The organism is Flavobacterium sp. KY-23415 (genome assembly GCF_055384985.1).
The window spans coordinates 4,405,964-4,432,551 of the sequence record NZ_AP044001.1 but is presented as its reverse complement, the minus strand read 5'-3'; the positions used below and the strand labels follow the sequence as shown (position 1 = coordinate 4,432,551).

23 protein-coding genes and 1 CRISPR repeat array are annotated in these 26,588 nt (G+C 30.4%); of the genes, 20 read left to right on the top strand and 3 right to left on the bottom strand.

Annotation, left to right across the window (positions count from 1 at the left end):
• The first annotated feature begins 197 nt into the window (after positions 1 to 197).
• From ACZ49Z_RS19445 to ACZ49Z_RS19435, 3 genes are all read left to right on the top strand, one after another.
• Positions 198 to 437 carry a hypothetical protein gene (locus ACZ49Z_RS19445; protein ID WP_464305954.1) on the top strand — a complete coding sequence of 80 codons (240 nt, stop codon included), beginning with the start codon at positions 198 to 200 and terminating at the stop codon, positions 435 to 437.
• Positions 438 to 558: 121 nt separating this feature from the next.
• A complete protein-coding gene (locus ACZ49Z_RS19440) occupies positions 559 to 1,008 on the top strand; it encodes a hypothetical protein (protein ID WP_464305953.1) in 450 nt (149 codons plus the stop codon).
• A 182-nt stretch (positions 1,009 to 1,190) separates the two neighbouring features.
• Positions 1,191 to 1,853, top strand: coding sequence for a hypothetical protein (locus ACZ49Z_RS19435; protein ID WP_464305952.1), 663 nt, complete (start codon positions 1,191 to 1,193; stop codon positions 1,851 to 1,853).
• 62 nt (positions 1,854 to 1,915) lie between these two features.
• On the opposite strand, the gene ACZ49Z_RS19430 is transcribed toward ACZ49Z_RS19435, so the two are convergent.
• Both ACZ49Z_RS19430 and ACZ49Z_RS19425 read right to left on the bottom strand, forming a co-directional pair.
• Positions 1,916 to 3,559: an acyl-CoA carboxylase subunit beta gene (locus ACZ49Z_RS19430; protein WP_464305951.1), complete on the bottom strand. Its 1,644-nt coding sequence runs from the start codon at positions 3,557 to 3,559 to the stop codon at positions 1,916 to 1,918.
• A gap of 106 nt (positions 3,560 to 3,665) precedes the next feature.
• Positions 3,666 to 4,058 (bottom strand): hypothetical protein, encoded by a 393-nt coding sequence (locus tag ACZ49Z_RS19425; protein WP_464305950.1) that lies wholly within the window; start codon positions 4,056 to 4,058, stop codon positions 3,666 to 3,668.
• 393 nt (positions 4,059 to 4,451) lie between these two features.
• On the opposite strand from ACZ49Z_RS19425, the gene cas12a reads away from it, so the two are divergent.
• Positions 4,452 to 8,273 carry a type V CRISPR-associated protein Cas12a/Cpf1 gene (gene cas12a / locus ACZ49Z_RS19420; protein WP_464305949.1) on the top strand — a complete coding sequence of 1,274 codons (3,822 nt, stop codon included), beginning with the start codon at positions 4,452 to 4,454 and terminating at the stop codon, positions 8,271 to 8,273.
• 427 nt (positions 8,274 to 8,700) lie between these two features.
• A CRISPR array of direct repeats spans positions 8,701 to 10,737; the repeat unit is 36 nt; unit sequence GTTTTAAGAACACTTTAAATTTCTACTATTGTAGAT.
• Between the two features lie 262 nt (positions 10,738 to 10,999).
• Here the strand turns inward: cas12a and ACZ49Z_RS19415 are convergent.
• Complete coding sequence (locus tag ACZ49Z_RS19415) at positions 11,000 to 11,965, bottom strand: YheT family hydrolase (RefSeq protein WP_464305948.1); 966 nt, start codon at positions 11,963 to 11,965, stop codon at positions 11,000 to 11,002.
• A 241-nt stretch (positions 11,966 to 12,206) separates the two neighbouring features.
• Here ACZ49Z_RS19415 and ACZ49Z_RS19410 point away from each other — a divergent pair, with 241 nt between their 5' ends.
• The 16 genes from ACZ49Z_RS19410 (at position 12,207) to ACZ49Z_RS19335 (ending at position 26,493) form a co-directional block, all read left to right on the top strand.
• Positions 12,207 to 13,391 (top strand): erythromycin esterase family protein, encoded by a 1,185-nt coding sequence (locus ACZ49Z_RS19410; protein WP_464305947.1) that lies wholly within the window; start codon positions 12,207 to 12,209, stop codon positions 13,389 to 13,391.
• Complete coding sequence (locus ACZ49Z_RS19405) at positions 13,378 to 13,869, top strand: hypothetical protein (protein ID WP_464305946.1); 492 nt, start codon at positions 13,378 to 13,380, stop codon at positions 13,867 to 13,869. Before ACZ49Z_RS19410 ends, ACZ49Z_RS19405 begins: the two co-directional genes overlap by 14 nt.
• 9 nt (positions 13,870 to 13,878) lie before the next feature.
• Entirely contained in the window at positions 13,879 to 14,457 is a 579-nt protein-coding gene (locus tag ACZ49Z_RS19400) for a hypothetical protein (protein ID WP_464305945.1), read from the top strand.
• 69 nt (positions 14,458 to 14,526) lie between these two features.
• Positions 14,527 to 15,249, top strand: a complete 723-nt coding sequence (locus ACZ49Z_RS19395) for a J domain-containing protein (RefSeq protein WP_464305944.1) — start codon at positions 14,527 to 14,529, stop codon at positions 15,247 to 15,249.
• Between the two features lie 108 nt (positions 15,250 to 15,357).
• Complete coding sequence (locus tag ACZ49Z_RS19390; RefSeq protein WP_464305943.1) at positions 15,358 to 16,353, top strand: SAM-dependent methyltransferase; 996 nt, start codon at positions 15,358 to 15,360, stop codon at positions 16,351 to 16,353.
• Positions 16,354 to 16,363: 10 nt separating this feature from the next.
• Positions 16,364 to 17,005: a hypothetical protein gene (locus ACZ49Z_RS19385; RefSeq protein WP_464305942.1), complete on the top strand. Its 642-nt coding sequence runs from the start codon at positions 16,364 to 16,366 to the stop codon at positions 17,003 to 17,005.
• Between the two features lie 14 nt (positions 17,006 to 17,019).
• Positions 17,020 to 17,760 carry a DUF6000 family protein gene (locus ACZ49Z_RS19380; protein WP_464305941.1) on the top strand — a complete coding sequence of 247 codons (741 nt, stop codon included), beginning with the start codon at positions 17,020 to 17,022 and terminating at the stop codon, positions 17,758 to 17,760.
• A 78-nt stretch (positions 17,761 to 17,838) separates the two neighbouring features.
• Complete coding sequence (locus ACZ49Z_RS19375; protein WP_464305940.1) at positions 17,839 to 18,609, top strand: tetratricopeptide repeat protein; 771 nt, start codon at positions 17,839 to 17,841, stop codon at positions 18,607 to 18,609.
• A gap of 196 nt (positions 18,610 to 18,805) precedes the next feature.
• Positions 18,806 to 19,204, top strand: a complete 399-nt coding sequence (locus tag ACZ49Z_RS19370) for a hypothetical protein (RefSeq protein ID WP_464305939.1) — start codon at positions 18,806 to 18,808, stop codon at positions 19,202 to 19,204.
• A gap of 302 nt (positions 19,205 to 19,506) precedes the next feature.
• Entirely contained in the window at positions 19,507 to 20,241 is a 735-nt protein-coding gene (locus ACZ49Z_RS19365; RefSeq protein ID WP_464305938.1) for a YARHG domain-containing protein, read from the top strand.
• Positions 20,242 to 20,347: 106 nt separating this feature from the next.
• Positions 20,348 to 20,548: a hypothetical protein gene (locus ACZ49Z_RS19360; protein ID WP_464305937.1), complete on the top strand. Its 201-nt coding sequence runs from the start codon at positions 20,348 to 20,350 to the stop codon at positions 20,546 to 20,548.
• Positions 20,549 to 20,610: 62 nt separating this feature from the next.
• Complete coding sequence (locus tag ACZ49Z_RS19355) at positions 20,611 to 20,757, top strand: hypothetical protein (protein WP_464305936.1); 147 nt, start codon at positions 20,611 to 20,613, stop codon at positions 20,755 to 20,757.
• Between the two features lie 150 nt (positions 20,758 to 20,907).
• Positions 20,908 to 21,426 (top strand): GNAT family N-acetyltransferase, encoded by a 519-nt coding sequence (locus ACZ49Z_RS19350; RefSeq protein WP_464305935.1) that lies wholly within the window; start codon positions 20,908 to 20,910, stop codon positions 21,424 to 21,426.
• Between the two features lie 76 nt (positions 21,427 to 21,502).
• Positions 21,503 to 22,972, top strand: coding sequence for an FAD-dependent oxidoreductase (locus ACZ49Z_RS19345; RefSeq protein WP_464305934.1), 1,470 nt, complete (start codon positions 21,503 to 21,505; stop codon positions 22,970 to 22,972).
• Between the two features lie 543 nt (positions 22,973 to 23,515).
• A complete protein-coding gene (locus ACZ49Z_RS19340; RefSeq protein ID WP_464305933.1) occupies positions 23,516 to 24,364 on the top strand; it encodes a hypothetical protein in 849 nt (282 codons plus the stop codon).
• A gap of 56 nt (positions 24,365 to 24,420) precedes the next feature.
• Positions 24,421 to 26,493: a prolyl oligopeptidase family serine peptidase gene (locus tag ACZ49Z_RS19335; protein WP_464305932.1), complete on the top strand. Its 2,073-nt coding sequence runs from the start codon at positions 24,421 to 24,423 to the stop codon at positions 26,491 to 26,493.
• The last annotated feature ends 95 nt before the right edge of the window (positions 26,494 to 26,588 follow it).

Here is a 26,588-nt window from a genome sequence, read left to right as displayed (position 1 = left end):
TTTTTCTTTTTACTTGGCAAGTATATTGTCAAACATCAGGTAATAATTTAGAATCAAAAGGAAAGTTTATTATAAATCCTTGGGATAATATAAACGGTTTTCGTGTTGCTCCAAGTTATTATAAGAATTTTGAAATTGAAGCTTCTTATATAATTTCTTCTTTTCCAGAACATGACCCTGGTTTTGGAGGCTTTGCAATGTTAGTTCAATATGTTGGAGCAGGAATTGAATATGTGAAAGTAGGGACTCAACATGCAGTTGGAGCAAAACTTTCGTATGAAGCAATTTTTTCGATATTTTCTGCGCAAGTTGGTGGAGATATAATTATTTCGGATAAAGATTTGCAATATAGAATAATGTCACGTGTTGGGTTGTCTGTTTTTGGAATTATTACAGCATATTATGGCTGGAATTATAATTTAAATAAAGAAACTTAGTTAATGCCAGCAATACATAGTATTACCTTACAGTTTAATATTTTAAATTATTAAGGAAACTGGATTGGCTATTAACTCAAATTTTCAAATGTCTAATTAGTATAAAATTTTAAAAAACAGTATGGGAATTTTTGATATTTTTAAGAAGAAACCAAAGTTCGTCGATAACTTTTTTGGAGAGTTAAGCTATACAACTTTTAGAGATTCATCAAATAATTTTTATGAAGGTCAAGTTAAGTTTCAAGGTAACTTTATAGGAATAATTCTTACTGCTGATGAAAAAGGACCAACCGACGAGCAGAAAATATTTTTTAAAAAACTGGATAGCGAATACATAATAATTAAAGAAAATATAATCCTTCCTTTTTTAAAGAAAGAACTAGAAGATAATTTAGAAGAATCGGGAATAGAAAACTTTGATTCTCAATTTGATTTTGATGCAATTTCAATTGGGGAAATTAAAAATGAAAATACCGAATGGTCAATCACATATGAAGCTAAATCGATGAGACATTTTGTTACAATAGATTTTGAAGGAATGCAACCCAAGTATATGTCAATTGATGGTTAATAGTTTCTGTTAATTTAAAATAACAAACTTCTTGAGGCCTAATAATAAAAAACAAAAACCACTCAAAAGCATTTTGTTTATTGTAAGGATTACAATATTGAAGTAGCTTGGGAAGCGTATTAAAAAATCAAAATAACAAATTACACAAAATAAATAAGTCGAATTTAATTAAACCAAGGAAGATGATAAATTTTTTTAAGAAAAAAAAGAAAAACGATATAAATTCTATAATCATTCCAGATTTTGGGTGGCAAAAAAGCAGTCAAATGGGAAATAAAATACTATGGATTAATCCAGATAAAGGAATGATGATGATCTTAAGTTTTTTTGATATAGAACCCGATTTACCTTCTTTAAAAAGAATGGATTTGGTTAGAAAACTATATAGAGATCAGGTAGTTCAACAGAATGGGGGATTAATAGAAGTTGAAAGTTTTGAATTAAAAAAGTATACAACAGTCCGTACAATTTATAAAATACCTCAAGACACATCTGGAATGGGATATTCAGGAGCATTGACAATTCCATTTGAAAATTGTAGCTATGTAATAAATATAGCTGCACGAGAAGAAGGAATGACAGGAATGAGAGATGCTGTTGTGGCAGGCCAATTACTGCGAGACGGAATAATAGAGATTGATGAAAATGGATTTTCTAACTGGTTTTTGGATCCGTATGATAGTGATTTTAAAGAAGGAACTCCTATGAACAAATCGGAAGATCCTATTTATGACAAAGATTTTGAAGAACATCCTTTGACCCGAGTTCGAAAATTAATGGCAGAAATAGAAAAGACAATTGAATTTAAACCTGAGCTTGAAAAGCTGAAAAAGTTTGAAAAATAGTAGAAAAATTCCCCATTATAAATCAATATAATGGGGAAATATAAGTTTATTCTTCAACTTTTTTACACCTGAATCACACCCAGATTAAACGGTTTTGCAATAGGAGCATGGTTTGCGGCTTCAATACCCATAGAAATCCAAGTGCGGGTTTCTAAAGGATCAATAATAGCATCGGTCCATAAACGTGCAGCAGCATAATAAGGAGAAACCTGGTCGTCATAGCGTGCTTTTATTTTGTCGAACAATTCTTGTTCTACTTGTTCATCTACCACTTGTCCGTTTTTCTTTAAAGAAGCTGCTTCAATTTGTAGTAGCACTTTTGCGGCTTGCGCACCACCCATAACCGCTAGTTCTGCGCTTGGCCATGCAAAAATTAAACGAGGATCGAAAGCTTTTCCACACATCGCATAATTTCCTGCTCCATAACTGTTTCCTATAACTACAGTGAATTTTGGTACCACCGAATTAGAAACAGCATTTACCATTTTGGCACCGTCTTTAATAATTCCACCGTGTTCACTTTTGCTTCCTACCATAAAACCAGTCACATCTTGAAGGAAAACCAACGGAATTTTCTTTTGGTTACAATTGGCAATAAAACGAGTTGCTTTATCCGCAGAATCCGAATAGATAACACCCCCAAATTGCATTTCACTAGGTTTGGTTTTTGCTCCTGTTGTTTTCACAATCTTGCGTTGGTTGGCAACAATTCCGACTGCCCAACCATCAATACGAGCATATCCTGTAATAATGGTTTGTCCGTAACCCTCTTTGTATTCGTCAAACTCCGAATTATCGACTAAACGATGAATAATTTCCATCATGTCATATTGTTCGTTTCGTGCTTTTGGCAAAATGCCATAAATCTCTTTCGGATCTAATGTAGGCTTTGCCGCTTTCACACGGTTATAACCTGCTTTATCAAAATCACCAATTTTGCCTACAATATTTTTAATTCTGTCTAAAGCAGCTGCGTCATCTTTCGCTTTAAAATCGGTAACACCCGAAATCTCACAATGTGTAGTTGCACCTCCTAAAGTTTCATTATCAATACTTTCTCCAATAGCTGCTTTCACAAGATAGCTACCCGCCAAGAAAATACTTCCTGTTTTGTCCACAATGAGTGCTTCATCGCTCATAATAGGCAAATAGGCACCACCAGCCACACAACTTCCCATAACGGCAGCAATTTGAGTAATCCCCATGCTACTCATGATAGCATTATTACGAAAAATGCGACCAAAATGTTCTTTGTCTGGGAAAATTTCATCTTGCATTGGTAAATAGACACCCGCTGAATCTACCAAATAAATAATTGGCAATCTGTTTTCGATAGCAATTTCTTGCGCTCTTAGGTTCTTTTTACCCGTAATAGGAAACCAAGCTCCTGCTTTTACTGTGGCATCATTGGCAACAACAATGCATTGTTTACCTTGAATATAGCCTATTTTTACAACCACTCCACCAGAAGGACAACCGCCATGTTCTTCATACATGCCATCGCCAACGAAAGCACCAATTTCTATACTTTTCGCTTTTTCATCAAGCAAATAATCAATACGTTCACGTGCCGTCATTTTTCCTTCCGCATGTAGCTTATCAATACGTTTTTGTCCACCTCCCAATCTTACTTGAGCGAAACGCTGCTTTAAATCGGATACTAAAAGTTTATTGTAGTCTTCGTTTTTGTTGAAATTTAAATCCATGTAGTTGTTTTGTGCTTTTTTATAGTTGGTTTTTCATTTGGTTCGCTAAAGTACGAAAAGAAAAAGAAAAAGTAAATAGGGTTTTGTAATTAGTGATTAGTCTCAACTAGGACCTCATCTTCATTAATAATTCATTCTGAATTTTCAATACTTTAATTTCTTCTTTTAGTATTTCTATTTCGCTTTGTTGGTGATTTTCAACTGAAAATGAATCAGGTAATTGGTTGGCTATATCTTGAAAAAAATTATGATTCAAAGCATAACAAAGTTCTATCAAAATACCTGTTTGAATACTGCTATTTTGTGTGTATTTCAATATGGAAACACCATCTCTATTGATGGTTTTGCCCAAGGTGGACTTCTTTACTTTGTTTTTTGAGATAATAGCACTCAATAACTTACCTGTGTGGATGTTGTTTTTACCTTTTTTCATAACATGAATTACTTTTAGACTCTTTTTCTTTACTTTAGGTAATAAATATAATACTTTTTGTGTCAAATTACTAACTTTTAGTATTATTATTCTAACTAAAAGTAATAAAAAGTTTACTAAAGATAAAGATTTCTTTACTTTAAGTTAGTTTTTCTTTACTTTAAGTAAGTGTTTTTTCCTTTTTTACGGTTCTTTTTAGCCTATTTTTCTCTATTTTGAGTAAAAAAAGCTATAGAATGTTTTTTTTAAATAGTGTTTTGTTTGTTAGTAGTTTTTTTAAATGAAATTATTTTTCATCCGTTACGAAAAACCGTAAGGAAAAGCCCAAAAAAATGACTAGTTTAGCAGTGCATCATTGCTTTTTAAGTTTTTTTTGTGAAAACCGAGAGCAGTAGTGTTTTTTTCTTTTTCGAATATCTTTCTAAAAAGGATAATAATTACAAACAAATGAGTTAAAAAATGAAAAATTTTACAAACAACTTTCAATTGAGCAAAACGTTGCGATTTGAATTAAAACCTATTGGGAAAACTCTTGAGAATATAGAAAAGAAAGGGTTAATTAAAAAAGATATGCAAAGAGCAGAAAGTTATCAAGAAATGAAAAAAACTATTGATGAATTTCATAAATACTTTATTGATCTTGCGTTGAGTAATAAAAAACTAAGCAATCTACAAGATTATCTTTCTTTATACAATCAAAGTACGGAAACTAAAAAAGAAGAAGCCTTTAAAACTGCTTTTAAAAAAGTACAAGAACTTTTGAGAAAAGAAATTGTTTCTTCCTTTTCAGAAGGAGAAGCAAAAAGCATTTTTTCCATTTTAGATAAAAAAGAACTTATCACAATTGAGTTAGAAAAATGGAAAAATGAAAACCATTTAGAAGTGCATCTAGATGAAAGTTTTAAAACATTTACTACCTATTTTACAGGTTTTCATCAAAACAGAAAAAACATGTATTCGACAGAGGCAAACTCTACTGCTATTGCCTATCGTTTGATACATGAAAATTTACCAAAATTCATAGAAAATCAAAAAATATTTGAAAAAGTTAATACGATAGAAGCATTAAAGCCTAAACTACAAAAAGTATATAGTGATTTTGAAGCCTATTTAAATGTGAATCATCTTGATGAATTATTTGAATTAGATTATTTTAATGAAGTATTAACACAAAAAGGGATTACCGTTTATAATTATATTATTGGAGGAAGAACTGAAAGTGAAGGAAAACAAAAAATACAAGGACTAAACGAAATTATCAATTTGTATAATCAAACAAAGAGTAAAAACGAACGTTTGCCAAAGTTTAAACAATTATATAAACAAATTTTAAGCGATCGCATTTCTTTGTCTTTTTTGCCAGAAGCTTTTGCTGATGGGAAAGAAGTTTTAAAGGCTGTTTTTGATTTTTATAAAGTAAATCTTTTAAGTTACACACAAGAAGGTATAAATGAAAGTCAAAATCTTTTAGAATTAATTTATACTACTTTAAAGGGATTGAATACACATGATTTAAATAAAATCTATCTTAAGAATGACACGAGTTTAACTACTATTTCCCAACAATTATTTGATGATTTTTCTGTTTTTTCAACAGCTTTACAATATCACTATGAGACAATCATAAATCCAAATTATCTAAAAGAATATCAAAAAGCCAACGAAAAAAAACAGGAAAAATTAGATAAAGAAAAAGACAAGTTTACAAAACAAGAATATTTTTCAATTGCTTTTTTGCAAGAAACACTCTCTAATTATATAGAAACTTTAGATGAAACGGCAATATGGAGGCAAAATTATAAATCGGATCTATTGGTTTCCTATTTTTCTAATCATTTTATTGCTAAAAAAGAACAAGAAACAGATAAAACATTTGATTTTATTTCCAATATAACTGCAAAATATCAATGCATACAAGGTATTTTAGAAAATGCAGATAACTACAAAGAGGAGTTGAAGCAAGATCAAAAACTAATTGATAACTTGAAATTCTTTTTAGATGCCATTTTAGAAGTATTGCATTTTATTAAACCCTTGCATTTAAAATCTGATAGTATTACAGAAAAAGATACTACGTTTTATGATGCATTTGAAACGTATTATGAAGCTTTAAGTCTTGTTACTTCGCTTTATAATATGGTACGCAATTATGTAACTCAAAAGCCCTACAGTACTAAAAAAATAAAATTGAATTTTGAAAATGCCCAATTGCTTAATGGATGGGATGCCAATAAAGAAGCCGATTATTTAACTACTATTTTAAGAAAAAATGGACATTATTTTTTGGCAATAATGGACAAAAAACATAATAAAATATTTCAAAATTTAACACAGAATAATGATGATAATTATGAAAAAATGGTGTACAAATTATTACCCGGAGTTAATAAAATGCTTCCCAAAGTTTTTTTCTCAAATAAAAATATAGATTTTTTTAATCCTTCAGATGAAATACTTTCCAATTATAAGAATGATACTCATAAAAAGGGAAATACCTTTAATTTAAAAGATTGTCATTGTTTAATTGATTTTTTCAAAGAGTCATTGCACAAACATGAAGACTGGAAAAATTTCAATTTTAGATTTTCAGATACTAATACATATACAGATTTAAGTGGTTTTTACAGAGAAGTAGAACATCAAGGCTATAAAATAGATTTTAAAAATGTAGGAGCAACTCAAATTAATGACTTAGTTGAAGAAGGCAAAATGTATTTGTTTCAAATTTACAATAAAGACTTCTCTCCCTATTCCAAAGGAAAACCAAACTTACATACGCTATATTGGAAAGCACTTTTTGAAGAAGAAAATTTAAAAAATGTGGTGTATAAACTAAATGGGCAAGCGGAAGTTTTTTTTAGAGAAGCTTCTATTAAAAAGAATCTAATTACACACAAAGCAAATCAACCCATTGCTTCAAAAAATCCGTTAACTCCTGCAGCTCAAAATACATTTACTTATGATCTAGTAAAGGATAAACGCTATACAGTAGATAAATTTCAATTTCATGTGCCTATTACTCTAAATTTTAAGGCAACTGGAGGAAGTTATATCAATCAAAATGTTTTAGAATATTTAAAGAATAATCCCAATGTTAAAATTATAGGATTAGATCGTGGAGAGAGGCATTTGGTATATCTTACCTTGATTGATCAAGAAGGAAAGATTCATTTACAGGAAAGTTTGAATATCATCCGAGATGAAAAAAAAGACACTCCTTATCATACGTTACTCCACAATAAAGAAGTGGCAAGAGAAAAAGCTAGAAAAAACTGGGGTAGTATTGAAAGTATTAAAGAGTTAAAGGAAGGCTACATCAGTCAGGTAGTACATAAAATTACCCAACTCATGGTAACGCACAATGCGATCGTAGTTATGGAAGATTTGAATTTTGGATTTAAAAGAGGACGTTTTAAAGTGGAAAAACAGATCTATCAGAAACTTGAAAAAATGCTTATCGATAAATTAAATTATTTGGTTTTAAAAAATAAACAACCTAAAGAACTAGGTGGCATCTATAATGCTTTGCAATTGACCAATAAATTTGAAAGTTTTCAAAAAATAGGCAAACAATCTGGTTTTTTGTTTTATGTTCCAGCTTGGAATACTAGCAAAATAGACCCTACTACTGGTTTTGTAAATTATTTTTATACTAAATATGAAAACATAGAAAAGGCTAAAATTTTCTTTAACAAATTTGATAGTATTCGTTACAATAAAGCGAAAGCCTACTTTGAGTTTGTAGTAACGAAATACAGTGATTTTAATGCAAAAGCTGCTGAAACAAAACAAGACTGGGTCATTTGTTCTTATGGTGATAGAATAGAAACTAAAAGAGAAAAAGAACAAAACAATCATTTTGTAAGCCATTCTATTGCTATAACAGAAAAGTTACAAGCCTTTTTTGACAAAAACAATTTGGATTGTACTAGTGAATTAAAAACACAAATTCTAATGGAAAATGAAAAAAGCTTTTTTGAAGAATTATTATACTTGTTCAAATTGGTTTTACAAATGCGTAACAGCGAAATTCAAACCGAGGTAGATTATCTTATTTCTCCTGTAGCAAATGAAAAAGGAATATTCTATGATAGTAGAAAAGCTTCAGCAGAATTGCCAAACAATGCCGATGCCAACGGAGCGTATCACATTGCGAAAAAGGGACTTTGGATTTTAGAACAAATTAACAAAACCAAAACTTCTGACGATTTAAAGAAAATAAAATTAGCTATTTCTAATCGGGAATGGTTGCAATATGTACAACAAAACAAGAGTAAATAGTAGGTATTAAAAGTTCTTTGACATTATGGAAAACTATTTACCCATTTCCTATATAAACGATTTCATTTTTTGCCCACGTTCTATATACAATCATCAAATGTATCAAAATCGTGATGAAATTATTTATCAAGAATGAGGTAAAAGAAGAAGTTATCCGAAAAGTAAAAATCAACATCTGTTTGTCACTCCGACGCAAGGAGGAGTCTCATAATCAGTGTTGTGTTATTTTTTTCTGTGGTAGGAATGACAAGATTACTAACTTTTTAGGAGAGCTTTAGTCATTTTGACAGTTTCAGCGTTTTGAGAACACTTTAAATGTACTCACTAGTTTTTTTAGTGCTTCGTTTCACTACGCTTTTTTTGGTGTTCGTGAGTGGTCATTTCTACTAATGTAGATTGATTTATACTACCTTTTTGTATTTTTACTGTTTTAAGAACACTTTAAATTTCTACTATTGTAGATATCTATCGTTATATGAGCTGTTTTTGATGTTTTAAGAACACTTTAAATTTCTACTATTGTAGATATTTTGTAACAGGCATAGGTGCCAGCGGTTTTGAGAACACTTTAAATTTCTACTATTGTAGATAATAGAACAATTTATGTTCTTTGGAATGTTTTGAGAACACTTTAAATTTCTACTATTGTAGATGCACTTATTCCTAGCTCATCTAAAAGACGTTTTGAGAACACTTTAAATTTCTACTATTGTAGATCCAATAAAGCCTGAGTATCTGCATTAGTGGTTTTAAGAACACTTTAAATTTCTACTATTGTAGATCAGGGTGATGTAGTTACAACCGCCTTAGTTTTAAGAACACTTTAAATTTCTACTATTGTAGATAAGCCACATCAACTGGTTCGGCTCTTACACGTTTTAAGAACACTTTAAATTTCTACTATTGTAGATTGACTAATGCAGCATCACATGAGCAATTAGTTTTAAGAACACTTTAAATTTCTACTATTGTAGATCTTAAAGACTTAAATGCATTAGTTTCTTGGTTTTAAGAACACTTTAAATTTCTACTATTGTAGATATTCTAGCTTTTTAGCTAATATTGTGATGACAACAACATTCCTCTTCGTTTTAAGAACACTTTAAATTTCTACTATTGTAGATATTCTAGCTTTTTAGCTTCTAAATCAGGTTTTAAGAACACTTTAAATTTCTACTATTGTAGATGATCTCCTGGCTCTAATTGTCGACCTAGTTTTAAGAACACTTTAAATTTCTACTATTGTAGATAATATTGCGTAGCATTGGCTATTTGTTCGTTTTAAGAACACTTTAAATTTCTACTATTGTAGATGAAGAAATGGATGTAATCTCTTTTTCAAGTTTTAAGAACACTTTAAATTTCTACTATTGTAGATATCTATGTATTTTTCCATCATGATTTAGGTTTTAAGAACACTTTAAATTTCTACTATTGTAGATTTTTTTAGGAGCGTGAATTGTTTTGTGTGTTTTAAGAACACTTTAAATTTCTACTATTGTAGATTCGCATCTATAAAAAAACGTGATGTACCGTTTTAAGAACACTTTAAATTTCTACTATTGTAGATTATCCACAGAATGTCCTTTTGTGTTAAGTTTTAAGAACACTTTAAATTTCTACTATTGTAGATTAAAGCATCCGAGTGAGATAAATCTTTGAGGTTTTAAGAACACTTTAAATTTCTACTATTGTAGATCGCAAGCAGGTTATTCTGTTGAAGAATGTTTTAAGAACACTTTAAATTTCTACTATTGTAGATATGCAATTGTTTTTTTGTAATTCTACCTGTTTTAAGAACACTTTAAATTTCTACTATTGTAGATGGAGAAGCATCGTTCAAACACAAAATGCGTTTTAAGAACACTTTAAATTTCTACTATTGTAGATTGAATGAAGAGCAACTAACATCTATAGAGGTTTTAAGAACACTTTAAATTTCTACTATTGTAGATACGAATGCCTTTTACAATTTGGACACATGTTTTAAGAACACTTTAAATTTCTACTATTGTAGATTTGGTTCAAATATTCCTGTTCCAGATTGTTTTAAGAACACTTTAAATTTCTACTATTGTAGATTTTCGTTGCGCTCCTAATTTTCTATTAGTTTTAAGAACACTTTAAATTTCTACTATTGTAGATAGATAGTTTTCTTTTATTTCCTGACTTATGTTTTAAGAACACTTTAAATTTCTACTATTGTAGATGGATAATGTGATGTTGATGTATGCAGAGTTTTAAGAACACTTTAAATTTCTACTATTGTAGATTAGTTACGTACATTTTATAATATTTGAGGTTTTAAGAACACTTTAAATTTCTACTATTGTAGATTAGTGCTATAAATGTTGGTGCTGGTGCCGTTTTAAGAACACATTAAATTTCTACTATTGTAGATGTAAGGGTTGAATCCGTTTTTTAATATGTTTTAAGAACACTTTAAGTTTCTACTATTGTAGATACGAATCAATTGAGCAAATTACAGATTTGTTTTAAGAACACTTTAAATGTACTCACTAGTTTTTTTGTGCTTCGTTTCACTACGCTTTTTTTTGTGTTCGTGAATGTTCATTTCTACTATTGTAGATTGATTTAACTTTATATATAGTAAGATATGTTTTGAGAACACTTTAAATGTACTCACTAGTTTTTTTGGTGATTTGTTTTGTAGGACAACAGGGTTGCGAGTTATTTTTCTATTGTGTGTTGTTGGCTATGTGTTTTTAATCCTTCAACTCCTCAATAAAAGAAAAAGCTCTAATTTCGGCATAGGAATGTAGTGAGTTTTTCATAGGATAGGCACAATGACCGCCATATTTTGGGGTCTCTAAATGAACAAATTCATGCTCGGTAGCCAAATCAACAGGATAACAACCATTGCCTAAAAAAGGATCGTCTAAGGCATTAATTATTAAAACAGGTTTGGAAATATTCTCAATATTCCTAGCAGGAGAAACACTAAAATAGTAATCTTCCCGATCGGTAAAACCATGAAGCGGAGCCGTAAAATTATCGTCAAGCTCAGCAAAACTTTTAATAGCATTCACTTTTTTCAAGTCAATCATATTTGGGAATTGCTTCGCTTTAATTTTTAGTTTTTTAGTCAAATCGTTTGTGAAATTCTTCATATAGACTTTGTTAAAACCAGTCTTTAAAGCTTCAACACTAGATTTAACTTCTATGGGAACAGAAACAGCAATACCAGCTTTCACCTTTGCACTCATATTGGGTGTTCTTCCAAAATAGTTCAACACTTGTGCTCCACCCATAGAATAACCAATGAGATAGACTTCTTCTACTTTTGTAAGCGCAAATTGAATCACAGCATCTAAATCTTCAATAGCAGCATGATGATACATGCGCGGTAAACGATTCATAGTGCCACCACAACTGCGATTATTCCAAGCAAAAACAGCATAATTTCGCTTTAAGAAATAGGCAGCACAACTATTCATATACGGACGTCTAGAGCTGCCTTCCAAACCATGACACAGAATTATTGCTTTTTGAGTATTTCTTAAATTATAATCCACCATTAGAAAATCACCATCAACGAGTTCCAACGTTTCTGTTTCATATTCCGGAACAGGGAAACTCCTAAACATTCCTGCATATATTGTTGAAACATGTTTGTGTTTGTGCAAGAAAGGAACAGTAAAATTATAATTGGAATGTGGAATAAATGGCATAGTTGTTTTTAGTAAAAGCGATTATGAAAGTATAAAAGGATTTTGAGATTAGCAATTTGTTTAACCCAAAATACGTAATAGAATTCTACTGCATAATTTGGGTTTAAGCAAATATATCTTTTTTAGGTTATAAGCGGAAATAAATGAGTGATTTAGAAAGACAAATTTCTTAAAGTTTTCGTAAGATTTTTGCTCACGACTTCATTTGCTCTAAATTTACCCGAAATCAAAAACAAAGTAAATGAAGCATCTTTTCTTAATTTTAGGGATACTAATAGGAAACATAACATGTATTGAAGCACAAGAAGATAACTACAGTATTAATGATACGATTCTTAAAACACTACCAGAACATGTTACTATAGTTGGATTAGGAGATCCTACACATCAAGAAAGTACTATTACAACCTATCGCATCGATTTAATAAAGAAATTGGTTGTAGCGAAAGAATATAAAATTATCGCAATAGAAGGAAATATGTATGAGTTGTACAAAGCCCACCAACGTTTTGTTAAAGATAACGATATTGCGAACTACGAAAAAGCCATGTATAACATGCTCAATGCTAAAGAAATGGAAACGCTGTATTCGTTTGTTTATGAACAAAATAAAAAAGGAAATGAAGTGAAAATTTTAGGTTTCGATCCTGCTTTTTCTGGAGTTCGATTTGCTAAAAATATAGCCGAAGATTTAGAGCGAGTAACAACACTTTCTCAAGAAGAAAAGAACGATTTTATAAAGTATATTGAAAAAGCGAATATCGCGAATCTTAGTGCTTTATTTCGAAACAATAAAAAGGTGAAGCGAAAAATTATAGATTATTCCGAGAAGATATTAGCAACTTTTAAACCAAAAAACAAAGACGATTATTTCTTTTGTGAAGCTTTAAAGAATATGATTTTCCTATTTGAAGAGAAACCAAACACCCCCAATTATGCAGTTAATAAAAGGGATATAGGAATGTGTATGAATTTCGATTTCATTCGTTCGCACTATCCAGAAGAAAAAGTAGTACTCTTTGGTTCGAGCACTCATTTGTTAAAAAAACCGAAATCAATACAGCTTCCTTTTTATCAAAATAACCGAATCACATTTGCCAATCAGTTGTTTGAAAAATATAAGGACGACTATTTTTATATTGCCTATACTTCCTTATCTGGTACGAAATATAACTATCTCAATAAAAGCAAGCCTAAGATAATCCCAGAAGCGATTGCAAACAGCATTGAATATAAAATAAATCAAGAATTTGATGGTACAGCAAAATATATAACTCAGAAAACCTACCCTAGTGAAAGTAGAATCGAATCGAGATTTATGGGACATTCTTTTATTCCTTTATATCTTTGGGAAGTAATTGATGGCTTAGTTTTGATACATGAAGTGAAGCCTTTTGAAATTAAAGAGATTGATGAACATAAGTAAAAAAATAATTGAAATAGCACAAAAGTATATTGATTCCCATAATGAGAATTTATATGAAATAGATGGAATTTGCTATAAGTGTGGTTTTAAGGCTAGTAAAGAGTTTTGTGATGCTTATTATTTTGATTTTATAATTCTTAAATCCAATTCTAGTGCTGGAAAAATACCAGAAATAGTAGGAGCACCTGGTTTTCTTATTAATAAATCAACTTTTGAAGTAGAAGTTATTTCTTTTGGAATGTTAAACGAACTGTATATAAAAGAACATAGAATAGAAAAAATAGTAGATGTATTCTCTGAAATTAGAAATAAAAAAATGACTATTTTTGATTTGAAACGCAATATAAATTGTAATTCAGTTGCATTACTTCGAATAAAAAATAGAATAGAAGCAGATGAAATAAGTCAAGAATTTTTGAATGAATTTTACAATATGCTAGATAATCATTCTAAGGAATTTTTTGATTCATCAAATTAAAAACATCAAATGGCACTATTAGAACTCGTTTTTGTTATTCTTAAAACAGGAATTTATGCATTTATTTATGCTTTGCTTATTTCTTTAATCTTGAATGTATTGCACTATTTTATAAATAAAAGTTGGTTAGAAAAGATATTGAAACAAAAAACGAAATTCTTGAGTAGCCTATTTGTAATCCTTTTTGTTTTTCTTTTTTCTTTCAGATTTACCTATTGGCAAGATACAGGATTAGGAGATAATAATCGCATTCCAATTGGTTATGACCAAACCATAGAAAATGAAGATTTTGAAAATACGTATTTTCAACCTACGGAAAATGCAACATCGATAGTAGTCAATAAGTATAGTATTGTAAACACGATGCTCTATGCAGAAATCCATCATGATTTTTCCAAAAGCTCCAAGTTTGATTATTTCAGTTTTAATCTAAAAACCAAAGTACTAAAGAAATTTACAAGAGAAAAATATATTGTTTTTGCAAAAGAGAACAATGTGCCATTACCTGATACTTTTATTTCGTTTAGAACTCACTTTGAAACCTATTTAAATAATAGACCTTTTTGGAGAAAATGGTTGATACCTTAAAAAAGCGAAAAAATAGATTATTTTGATAATTGAAATGATTTCATTTACTAAATTAAGTATTTTTACAGCATGACACCCGATTCAATTGAAATACAAGAGCATTCTGGAGAAGAACTAGCACATTTAGAAGCTTTAATGACCGATTTGCAATGTAAAATAGCCAATGCAGAACAGTTATTATTCCCTTTTGAACAATCTTTAAGAAACAAAATAGCCGATTTGTTAGTAGAAGAAAGAGAGCTAACACAGTTATACAAAGAGCAAAAAGCAGCAAAGAAAGAAAAACGCTTAGCGCAGAAACGAAAGGGGAAAAATTATGTTGCTCCAGTTGGTTTGGTTTCTAAAAGCAATACAAACAAACCCTTAGAGAACACACTAGATATTCAAGAGAAAAAACGACTCTATAAAGAGGCAATGCTACAGGTGCATCCCGATAAATTTTCTATGCAAGAAGATTCGCAAGAGATGGCTACCGAAATTACATCAAAACTGATTCAAATTTATAAAACAGGAACTTTAGAAGAACTTCAAGCTTTTCATGCACATATTTTTCATGGCAATACAGCGATTAATTTGAGCGAAGGAGCTGTAAAAGTAAAACCAACAGTTGACAAGTACAGCTATTTAAAAAAAGAAATAGTTCGTTTAGAAAAACAACTTGAAGAGTTAGTAGCACGACATACGTATAAAGTACTCACCACTTATGAAAACCCCATGTCTTTTGCTACAGAATTAGAAGCCTATTTTAACGATAGAATATTCAAAATGAAGAAGCGAACGAGAACAAAATAAATGATTCAAAAGTAACATTTTATCCAAAAGACGAACAGTTAAAAACTATAAAAAAAGAGAAGTTATATTTATAAATAACGAATACAAAGTAAAAAGAGTAAACAAACAATGGATGAAAAAATAATTAATAATGCAATTCAAAAACTTACTTCTTCCATATTTGAAAATGCAATCGATGAGGTTGAAGCCGTAAAAAGCTTAGACGAAATTCACGGTTATTTTCAGCAAATTACAGAAATTACAGGAAGCGATTTTGTCATTGAGCATATGGCAGCCATTCCAACAGCCAGAGGAAAAGCACTAGGGTTAAACTTTGCAGCACAATGTTTATTAGACTATAAAAGAACAACTAAGTTTTTAAAAGCAATTGTTGCAGCAATTAAAGAAAAACAAAAAGCACATCCAGGAGAATTAATAAAAATATGCTATGCTGGCTGCGGACCATATGCTCCTTTTGTTACTTTAATAGCACCTTTGTTTCAACCAGAAGAAATTCAGTTCACAGTATTAGAAATCAATAAAAACTCAGTAAAATCGGCTAAGAAACTAATAGAAGGAGTAAAACTATCCAACTATGTTAATGAAATATATACCGCTGATGCAGTTACATTTCAAGTACCAAATTCAGATTCCTTTCATATACTAATAAGTGAAACCTTAGATGCAGTATTGTATCGAGAATGCTATGTACCCATTTTGTTTAATTTGCTGCCTCAATTCAATAGAAACATAACATTAATCCCAGAAAATGTCATACTGCATTTGTCATTTTTAGACAAAGTAGCAAATAGTACCAATTATAAAGAAAATGAAGGTAAAAGTATCTTAAACGTACGCGAATCGGTAGCCACATTGTCAAATTCAGAAAACATTCCTTCGCAATTACCAGAAGTGAAAGTCGATTTAACATCATTAAATACAAATTGCGAAAAAATGATAATCGATACCAAAGTGCATGTCTATAATGATATTTGGTTGTATAGAAATGAATCTTCATTAACGATACCTCTTGAAATAGTATTGGAACAACCATTAGACAAAAAAGAGATAATTTTCACCTATTTCATAGCACCAGAAATAGAATTGAAATGTAGTATGGCATAATTATAAATTTATGAAAAAAGCACTCTTCATCTTTTGTCTATTAATTGCACTTTCGTCATGTTCAAAAAAGAAACAAAAAGAAAGTAATCCTATTAAAACGGAAGCGAATTTAAAAGAAATTTTAAATCTAGATGAAAATCATGTTTTAAAAGAATGGGTAAATTATTATAAAACTAAAGACACCAGTTTTTCAATTGAGCAATTTGTTTTTCTAAGAGCAGACACACTAATTTTAAGCAAAGGAAACGTATATGGTCTTTTCGATAAAGAATTCGATACAATCTATAAAGAATTTTTAGTATTCAATAAAAACAAGCAATCCTATATCGATTTTGATAGTTATAATTGGTCTATTGACGATGATAAAGGCGTGATGTTTTCTCCAGATCAAGAAATTAATTGGGTAGATATTAAGAATCAAACAGTGAATAGAATTGATTTCAAAGGACCATCGCAATGGGTTGAAGAAGCTTTTTGGAAAAATGATTCAACCATTATTTTATTAGAGAATACAGTTGAGAAGAAACCCATTATTACCGAAATTAAATTACATGAAAAAAGAATAACTACTTTTGAATACAAAAAAAATCTAGTTTTTGAATCGGAATATACTACGAAGAGACTTGCTAATAAAGGAATGATGATAGATTAATACATTTAAAAGTTATGGATAAAAAAACGGAAGAAAAATTAAAACTTCATTCAGCAGGAGCAACAATAATAAATCATTCACCTTTTGACGAATTGGTTTCACATGTAAATTCAACTCAATTAGAAGCAGCATTTATAAAAAAATGGTGTGTTCCTTTTTATATGACTATAGATAGATATTATGATCTTTCATGGGTTGAAGAAATAAAAAAAATAAAGAAAGAGATTACTCCTGAAATTACTTTACAACTATTAGGTGACTTTAATTGGAGAACAAGATTAGTAGGAGCCTATTTTTCTGCTGTAAAAGGATTTGACGAGCAAATTGATATTATAGGAACTCATTTTTTGAAGAGTGAAGTGTGTTGTGTGGGACATATTTATGCTCTTGTTTTAGCTTTCTTTAATAATGAAAAATCAATTCGCTATTTAGAAGAGTATTTAAATTATTATTTAGAAAAACCAGAGCTACCTTTTGATCAATATGATGCTTTAGAAGCTTTGTTTTATTTGGACAAAGTAAATAGTACAACGAATTTTAAAAAACATTTGTTGGCTTGGGAGAAGTTTCAAAATAAAGGTATTGAATTATCAATGAAACATGCAGAATTTAGTTTGCAATATATTGAAGGAGAATCTGATAAAGAAAAATTTTTGAAAGAATTTTTAGAAATGAAAGTCGATTTGAATATTGATACTACCTTTTTTGAAGAAAAAATAAGAATACTTAAAGAATTGAATGAATTTGAGTCTTAATAAATGAACAACAACAAGAAAATCTTTCTAATTGCGTAGCGGGTAATGAGAATAGCATTTTATCTAATGAAAATAAACATGAAAAAAATATTTACCCTAAGCTTTACCCTAATTATTACCATTTTGAGTTTTTCTCAAAACAAAGCTGCTGAATTATATAATCTAGGTAATACTAATTTTAAATTAGGCAAATATGAAGAAGCGATTTTAAATTTTACAGAGTTAATAGCTTTAACGGATAAACCTTTAATAAAGAAAACAGGATTTATAAACAGAGGTTTGTCGTATGATAAAATTAATAAATACGATTTAGCGATAAGCGATTTTACTATTGCTATTGAATTGGATAGTACAGATTTAGCTTCATTTACAGATAGAGGGTTGTCAAACATGCATGCTAACAATTTAAAAAAAGCGAAAGAAGATTTTAATTATGTTATTGCAGAAAATACTAACCATAAAATGTCAGAAGCAGCATTGTATTGGTCAGCAAGAATCAATTGGCATGAAGGAAATTATAAAGAAGTAATTACTAATTGTGATGATTATCTAAAAATAAATGCATCAGATCCTGAAATATATTTCATTCGAGGAACAGCAAATGATATGTTGTTTAATAGTAAAGAAGCAATTTTAGATTATGACAGCGCTATTGCAATTAGCTCCGATTACTATCAAGCACTTGCGAATAGAGGAGTAGCAAAGATTAATTTATTACAAAAAAATGGAAAGATTAAACTTTCTGAAGAAGAAAAAAAGAGTGCATGTGAAGATTTAAACAGGGCAAAAGAGTTAGGGGATGATTCTGTGGATGATTTAATTTATGTGCATTGTAATTCAAAAAAGTAGACATATTAATAAATGAACAACAGCAAGAAAATCGTTCTAATAGTAGTAATTGTTATATGCTCTTATTTTAGTTTTCCTCAAGTACTAAATGAAGGAGGAGGTTCTTGCTATCAAGGAATAACCAAACTAATAGATACCATTTTTCTTATTATTATGTGGAGTTTTGATTATAATATTAATTTTTATAAAATAGGCTATGAAATTTTTAATATCAGTTTTTTGGATATTTATTTTCAATGATTTTACACCCAAAAAGGAAAATAAAAATAATGAATTTGCTGTAGCATCTAGCGAGAAACACATTACTATAGAATTAGAGTATATCATTTGGGGTTGCGAATGTCCGAATTGGATAACAAAAGAGGACTATAAGAAATACAGTGATAACAATTTAATTGCACATTGTTTTTATATTGAATCGGCAGATAAAAGCACCAATTATTTAAAAAATTTTAATCCAGGAAAACAGTTGTTAAAAGTGACAGGTTATTTTGAGAAAGAAAAACGAATACCAGATTATTTATTAAATTCTGAAGAGATAGCTAAGGAAGCTAAAATATTTGTGTTTTTTAAATCTGAAATTATTGATAAATAGTAATATAATAAGATGACAGGAATAGATTTTGGAATAGGCTTTTTGTTAATACGTGCTTTATTTTTTTCGTTTTTTATACCATTTATCAACGTTTGCCTATTTATACAATTTAATTTTTATAAAAATAAAAAGCAACTCATTCGGTATTTAATGCTTACATTTTTAGTAGGCTTGTCTTGTATTTTAACCGTATTAATAATTCGTAATTTTAGAGAAAATGGTTTCACACTACTTTATATATATACAATCAGTATAAGTTTACTCTCAATTGTAAAACGATACATAAACAACAAAAAACAACAATGATAAAAAAACTCACTATGTATATGCTATTGCTAAGCACAATAGTATTTTCGCAAACAATAGAAAACTGTAGCACATGTAGCACACAATTACTAAAAGAAAATCAACTTAAAGGCAAAAGCGTAGAAGAATTGGCATTGCTACGCAATGAAATTTCTGCAAGAAAAGGTTATGTGTTTTCAACATCTAAGTATGCACGCTATTTTGAAAACCAAGATTGGTATAAACCAGCTCAATCCAATGCAACAATAGTATTATCAACAATAGAAAATGAGAACAGTAGTTTAATAAAAAAACTTGAAGATAAAGAATTAGAAAAGCGAAATAAAGCCCTAAAAGATTTAGCCGAATTAAAAAAAGCACTCAACGATAAAAACAATGGAGTTATTGTTAAATATTTACACGAAATTATGAAAGAGGAATACTTTGAAAGTCTGGAATCCGATTTAAAAGCATGCTTAAACCATATCGATTTAAAAAATATAAATTGGAATAAAAACAGCGGATTATATAAAGTAACAATCGATAACGGAGATAATGTGTCTAAATATGAGCTACTTTTTAAATATGATGAACTAACCTTAACTACTGGAATGCATAGTCATTCCGAAATTTTCGGAGATTTTGATGATGGCTATTCCAATTATATGTCGGAAGAAGAATATGCAATTTGGTTTGTATTCAAAATAACCGAAAACGGAATAGTTTTCGATCGTTTTAATGGAGCAGGTTAAAATAAAAAAATCACCCAAAATGGGTGATAATTAACTTTTTAAGTTGTACTAAATTGCAAGAAGTTTGGAGAATACAAATTTTAAAAGCGTTATTAAAACTAAAAAGATGAAAAAAAAACTAGACACACTAAAAAAATTTGAACTAACAAAAAATGAAGCCCAAACCATAAATGGAGGTAGCACCTATATGTGTTGGCATCATTCTAGTCCAGAAGTATCAATCCATAATCATTATGAGGCAGCTCAATTAAGAGAATTAGGTGTTACTTGTGTATATATTGGACCTTTTATTAACCCTTTTTATTAGAAAATTGGAGCAAAATGAATAAAATTAAAGAATTAGCCACTAAAGTCTTAAGTCGCACAGAAATGTCACAAATTAATGGAAGTGCTATTGTTAGTAATTGTAGCACATGCATTGTCAACGAAAAACTTGCTTGTTTATGTTGTAATAACGGAAACGGTACAATGACGGTAGTTCGTGCTACTTGTAAATATATCGGAAACGAAGCGTAGTTTTTTTATGCTATTTAGAAATTTCCTTTAGGGGAATTTCAAAAAATAAACGGTATAATATATTAATTTTTTAAGTTTTTCCTTTTTGTACTCTTTTTAGAGTATGAGGAGGATTTTTTTTGATATATTTGAAACCATCACCATAGAACTATGCAACACACCTATCAATTAAGAAAAGCCCAACTTTCAGAAATTCCTTCCATTTGGACAATATTACAACAAGCCATTCAAAGAAGAAAAGAAGATGGAAGTAACCAATGGCAAGACGGTTATCCTAATCTAGAAATCATTCAAAACGATATTGAAAAAGAACATGGCTATGTTTTAGTAGATAATGAAACTATTGTGGGCTATTGTGCTATTCTAATAAATGACGAACCCGAATATGAAAAAATAGTAGGGAAGTGGCTCACAAACCATGATTTTGTCGTGTTTCATCGTGTAGCCATTTCACAAGATTATTTAGGAAAAGGTTTGGCCAAAATAATGATGACTTATATAGAAGAATTCGCTACAAAAAACAATATCTACAGTATTAAAGCCGATACTAATTTCGATAATAATGCCATGATGCACCTCTTCGAAAAACAAGGCTATGTTTATTGTGGTGAAGTATATTTTAGAGGAAGCCCTAGAAAAGCCTATGAAAAAGTAATAAAGAATAACTAACAGGAATAGAATAATTGAAACACCTTCATCTAATAGTAAAACATACGAATCTCTAAAATTGCGTCTCAATAATATCATGTCAAGCAAAGAAACGGAAAAGATAATACATCCAGAAACAAGCTGGACGAGTTGTCAGGAATGCCAAGGAGAAGGAAAAAAAAAGCGAAGAATTCGAAAAAAAGTCCGACTCCAGTATGAAATTGCACTCGATCAATTTGAAAAAACAAATGGAGAAGGAGTAGCTCCTGTACCTCCAAAAAGTCAACCCTATACATGCCCAAATTGTTTAGGCTCTGGACTACTTTCAGCCATGCAACCACCTAAAGCAGATAATGAAAACTACCCACATGTGGCAATTATAGGAGCAGGAATTGGAGGAGTAGCTCTCGCAGTGGCTTGTTTGCACCGCAGGATTCCTTTCACACTTTATGAACGCGATACAAGTTTCAAGGCACGATCTCAAGGTTATGGACTCACTTTGCAACAAGCAAGCAAAGCGATAGAAGGCTTTGGACTTTTTTCATTAGAAGCAGGAGTAGTTTCAACACGCCATTTAGTTCATACAACAGAAGGGAAAGTAATAGGTGAGTGGGGAATGCGAAAGTGGGTGCAGTCAGAAAAACAAACAACTCCAAAACGCACCAATGTGCATATAGCAAGGCAATCATTACGATTAGCACTCTTGGAACAATTGGGAGGACAGGATGCGGTACAATGGGGACATCAGTTAATCGATTTTAAAACAAATGACGATAAGAGTGTTACTCTCAATTTCCAAGTAAACGGAGCAATCAAACAATATAACGCCGATTTGGTGGTTGGTGCAGACGGAATTCGTAGTTCGGTGCGCAAGTTGTTGCTTGGAGAAGCTGTCACTCCTTTGCGTTACTTAGGTTGTATCGTAATATTAGGAATTTGTTCATTAGACACTCTTGAAGGACAGAATAATGATTTACTCGATTCGGCTACAGTTTTTCAAACAGCCAATGGTAATGAGCGAATCTACATGATGCCCTATACTTCCAATTCGATAATGTGGCAACTAAGCTTCCCCATGCCAGAAGAGGAAGCAAAGGCATTAAGTAATCGAGGAACACAAGCCCTTAAAGAAGAAGCCTGCCGCAGAACGCAATGGCACGAACCAATACCTCAAATATTGACAGCAACCCCAGAAGCTCAAATTTCTGGATATCCTGTGTATGATCGGGAGTTACTCAAACCAGAATTGTTAGAAAAAGGAGAACAAATAACACTCATCGGAGATGCCGCACACCCAATGAGTCCCTTTAAAGGACAAGGAGCCAACCAAGCCTTGTTAGACGCATTAGCATTGGCTCGTGGAATCTCAAAAGGATGCAAACCACCATCAGAATGGAGAGAACTAGGAATACGAAAAAGTGTTTTGAACACTTTTGAAACAGCCATGTTAAAGCGCAGTGCCACCAAAGTTAAAGAATCTGCAGCCGCAGCAACATTGCTACATTCCGAAGTGGTACTCCATGAAGGAAATGAAACACGAGGACGCTGTATAAAAAAAAATAAGTAAACCAGCTTCAACTAAATAACGTTCAATCCTTCAAGACCTGTCAGGTTTCTAAAACCCGACAGGTCTTGAAGGATTACCTTTGTCTGTAGGGTGGTTAAAATTCGGCTCCAGCAATCTCTTAGCTCTTGCAACACGTCTGTTCGAGTGTTTTTTATGTAATGAAATGGAATAAAAAAAGTATCGAGAACTAAAAAAAAACATCATAATAAGGAAAACCGTAAAAGAAATTAAAAAAAGCACCCTATTTTTACCAAAACAAAACCAGTACACCATAAAATAGTGTTTTGGTGAACTATTTTACCTTGACTACGTATTTATACGTCCAAAAAAGCATGAAAAATACGTGTTTATACGTATTGCAAGACTAAAAAGAAAAGTTTAGGTTTGTAAGGAATAAACAAAAAACAATAATTAACCCACAGATTACAGATTATTTTTTTATAAGAGAGTTTATTGTTATTATGCCTGTAAAAATCAAGTATAAACAAAGAGATTTTCATGATAGATTCATAATGTGTGACTGAATATTTAAAGCATAACGAATTGAAAAAGATACTAGTAATTACAACAATATTTTTAGCGGTAAATGTGTTTGGACAAACTAATCCAACAAAAAAAGCACAGCCCATAGTAGCAGAAGGTAAACTACTCTATAAATCAGAAATGGCATCATGGTTTGGAACCGATATATTTTTAGAAACCTACAAACAACGAGAAAAAATTGGTGGTTATTTCTCATATACAGATAATGAAATTTCAAAATGTATATTCTTTTCAAGAGAAGACTCACCAAAAGTAATAGGAACTATTTCATTTGATAGTACCTATAGTATCGATACAGCCATAACAGATTTAGCTGAAAGAGAATTTACAAATTTAGAAAACGATTTATACAATATTAGAGAAAAGGCATTAACTGAGCTAAAAACAAATACAGATGATTTTTTTAAATTTTATCAAAACACGAGTCCTAATATTATTCCACTAATTAATAAAAAGGAAAAAAAAGTATATATCCTTACAGGACCAAAAGAAAGTGGTGTTGTTATATTTGGTAACGATTATTTATTAACCTATAATAAAAATAATAAACTAATAGAAAAAAAACAGCTTCATAAAAATATCATTCCAATAGAATATGGAAACATAGAAGAAGACAAGCAAATAGAAGGAGCAATGCATAGTCATCTGCCCGAAACAGGAGATTTTATAACTGCAACAGATATTTGCACATTAATGCTATATCAAAAACTTGCAAAATGGAAAACACACAATGTAATCTCTAAAAAATATTTGAATGTATGGAATTGCGAAACTAATGAATTAACTGTGATTTCAATGGATGTAGTAAAAAAAATAAATGAAGACCAAGAAAAACAAAAAAAGAAATAAGTTTTTTTGTTTAAATAAGCACATTCTGAAAAAGAAAATATTTTAAATTAACTATTATGATAAAAAAAAGGTTTATTCTTTTAATGATTTTTACCACAATTTTTACTATTCAAGCGCAAGAAGATCCCTATTTATGGTTGGAAGAAATAGAGAGTGAAAAAGCACTAGAATTTGTTGCTACACAAAATAAAATTACACAAGATAAATTATCAAATAGTAAAGTATATGAGGACATCTATAATAAATGTTTAGAGATCTATAATTCTTCAGATAAATTGATACTACCATCAACCACTAACGAGTTCGTATATAATTTTTGGAAAGATGAAAAAAATGAAAGAGGCATATGGAGAAGGAGTTTAAAGATAAAATATTTAGAAGGGAAACCAGAATGGGAAACCCTCTTAGATATAGATGAACTATCAAGAAAAGATTCAATAAATTGGGTCTATACTGGTGCTTCAGGTTTGTATCCAAGTTATGATCGCTTTATGGTGAGCTTATCAAAAGGTGGGAGCGATGCAACAATAAAGAAAGAGTTTGATGTAAATACAAAGCAATTTATAGAAAACGGTTTTTACATTCCAGAATCAAAAGGAGGAGCAAGCTATGTAGATGAGAACACCTTGATTATTTCATCAGATTTTGGAGAAAACACCCTTACCACATCAGGATATCCAAGACAGGTTAAACTTTGGAAAAGAGGAACATTATTAAAAGATGCAGAGCTTCTTTATGAGTGTAAAGAAGATGATATTCTCGCATCGGGATATTTAATGATAGATGGTTCAAATCAATATATATTTATTAAAAGTTATACTACTTATTCAGATATTGCCAATTTCGTAATAGTAGGCAAAGAAAAAGTAAAATTACAAATACCAGCTGATGCTTCAATTCAGCATATTATTAATAATCAATTAATTCTACTTTTAAAATCAGATTGGACAGTAAACAATAAGAACTATAAACAAGGTTCATTAATAAGTTTAAATTTTTCAGAATTATTAAAAGGGGAAAAACAAATAAAATTAGTAGTAGAGCCAAATGAATTCTCAAGCATAGAAGGTGTTTCAAAAACAAAAAATAAACTACTTATAAACTTCCTCACAAACGTAAATAGTGAGTTATACATCTACAGTTATAAAAAAAACAAATGGGTAAGTGAAAAAGTAAAAACACCAGATCATGGAACAATTTATATTGCCGATTTAGATTATAAGTCAGATGAATATATGTTTACCTATAAAAACTTTCTTACTCCAACAACGCTATATATTGCCAATGCAGAAACAAATACGAATAGCCCATTTAAATCACAGAAGGCCTATTTTGATGGCGATAAATATGTTGTAAATCAATATAAAACGAAATCAAAAGATGGAACATTAGTGCCTTATTTTGTAGTTTCTTCCAAAAAAATGAAAACAGATGGCAATAACCCAACATTAATCTATGCTTATGGTGGGTTTGAAAATGCTTTAAAACCTTTTTATTCAGCCACTTTTGGAACTTCATGGTTAGATAACGGTGGGGTGTTTGTACTTGCAAATATTAGAGGCGGAGGAGAATTTGGTCCCAAATGGCATCAAGCAGGATTAAAAGAAAAAAGACAAAATGTTTTTGATGATTTTTATGCTGTAACAGAAGATTTGATAAAGAAAAACATAACATCTCCTAAACATTTAGGTATAATGGGAGGAAGTAATGGAGGACTATTAGTAGGAGTGGCTTTTACGCAAAGACCAGAACTATACAATGCAGTAGTTTGTCAAGTACCATTATTAGACATGAAACGCTTTAATAAATTACTGGCAGGAGCAAGTTGGACAGACGAATACGGGAATCCAGACCAACCCGAACAATGGGAATATATTAAAAAATATTCACCCTATCAGAACTTAAAGAAAGACATACAATATCCAGAAGTCTTTTTTTACACTTCAACCCGAGATGATAGAGTGCATCCTGGACATGCTAGAAAAATGGCAGCTAAAATGATAGATATGGGAAATACTATTTATTATTTTGAAGAAAGCGAAGGAGGACATGGAGGTGAGTCAACATACAAACAAAGTGCAAACCTAAATGCAATGGTCTTTTCTTATCTATTTATGAAATTAAAATAAGATTTTTTATTAATATAGAAACTTAAAGAATGCTAAAGTACCTCCCAATTATATCGCATTTTCCTTTTTGCTTGAGTTTTTTCAAGACGAAGTGG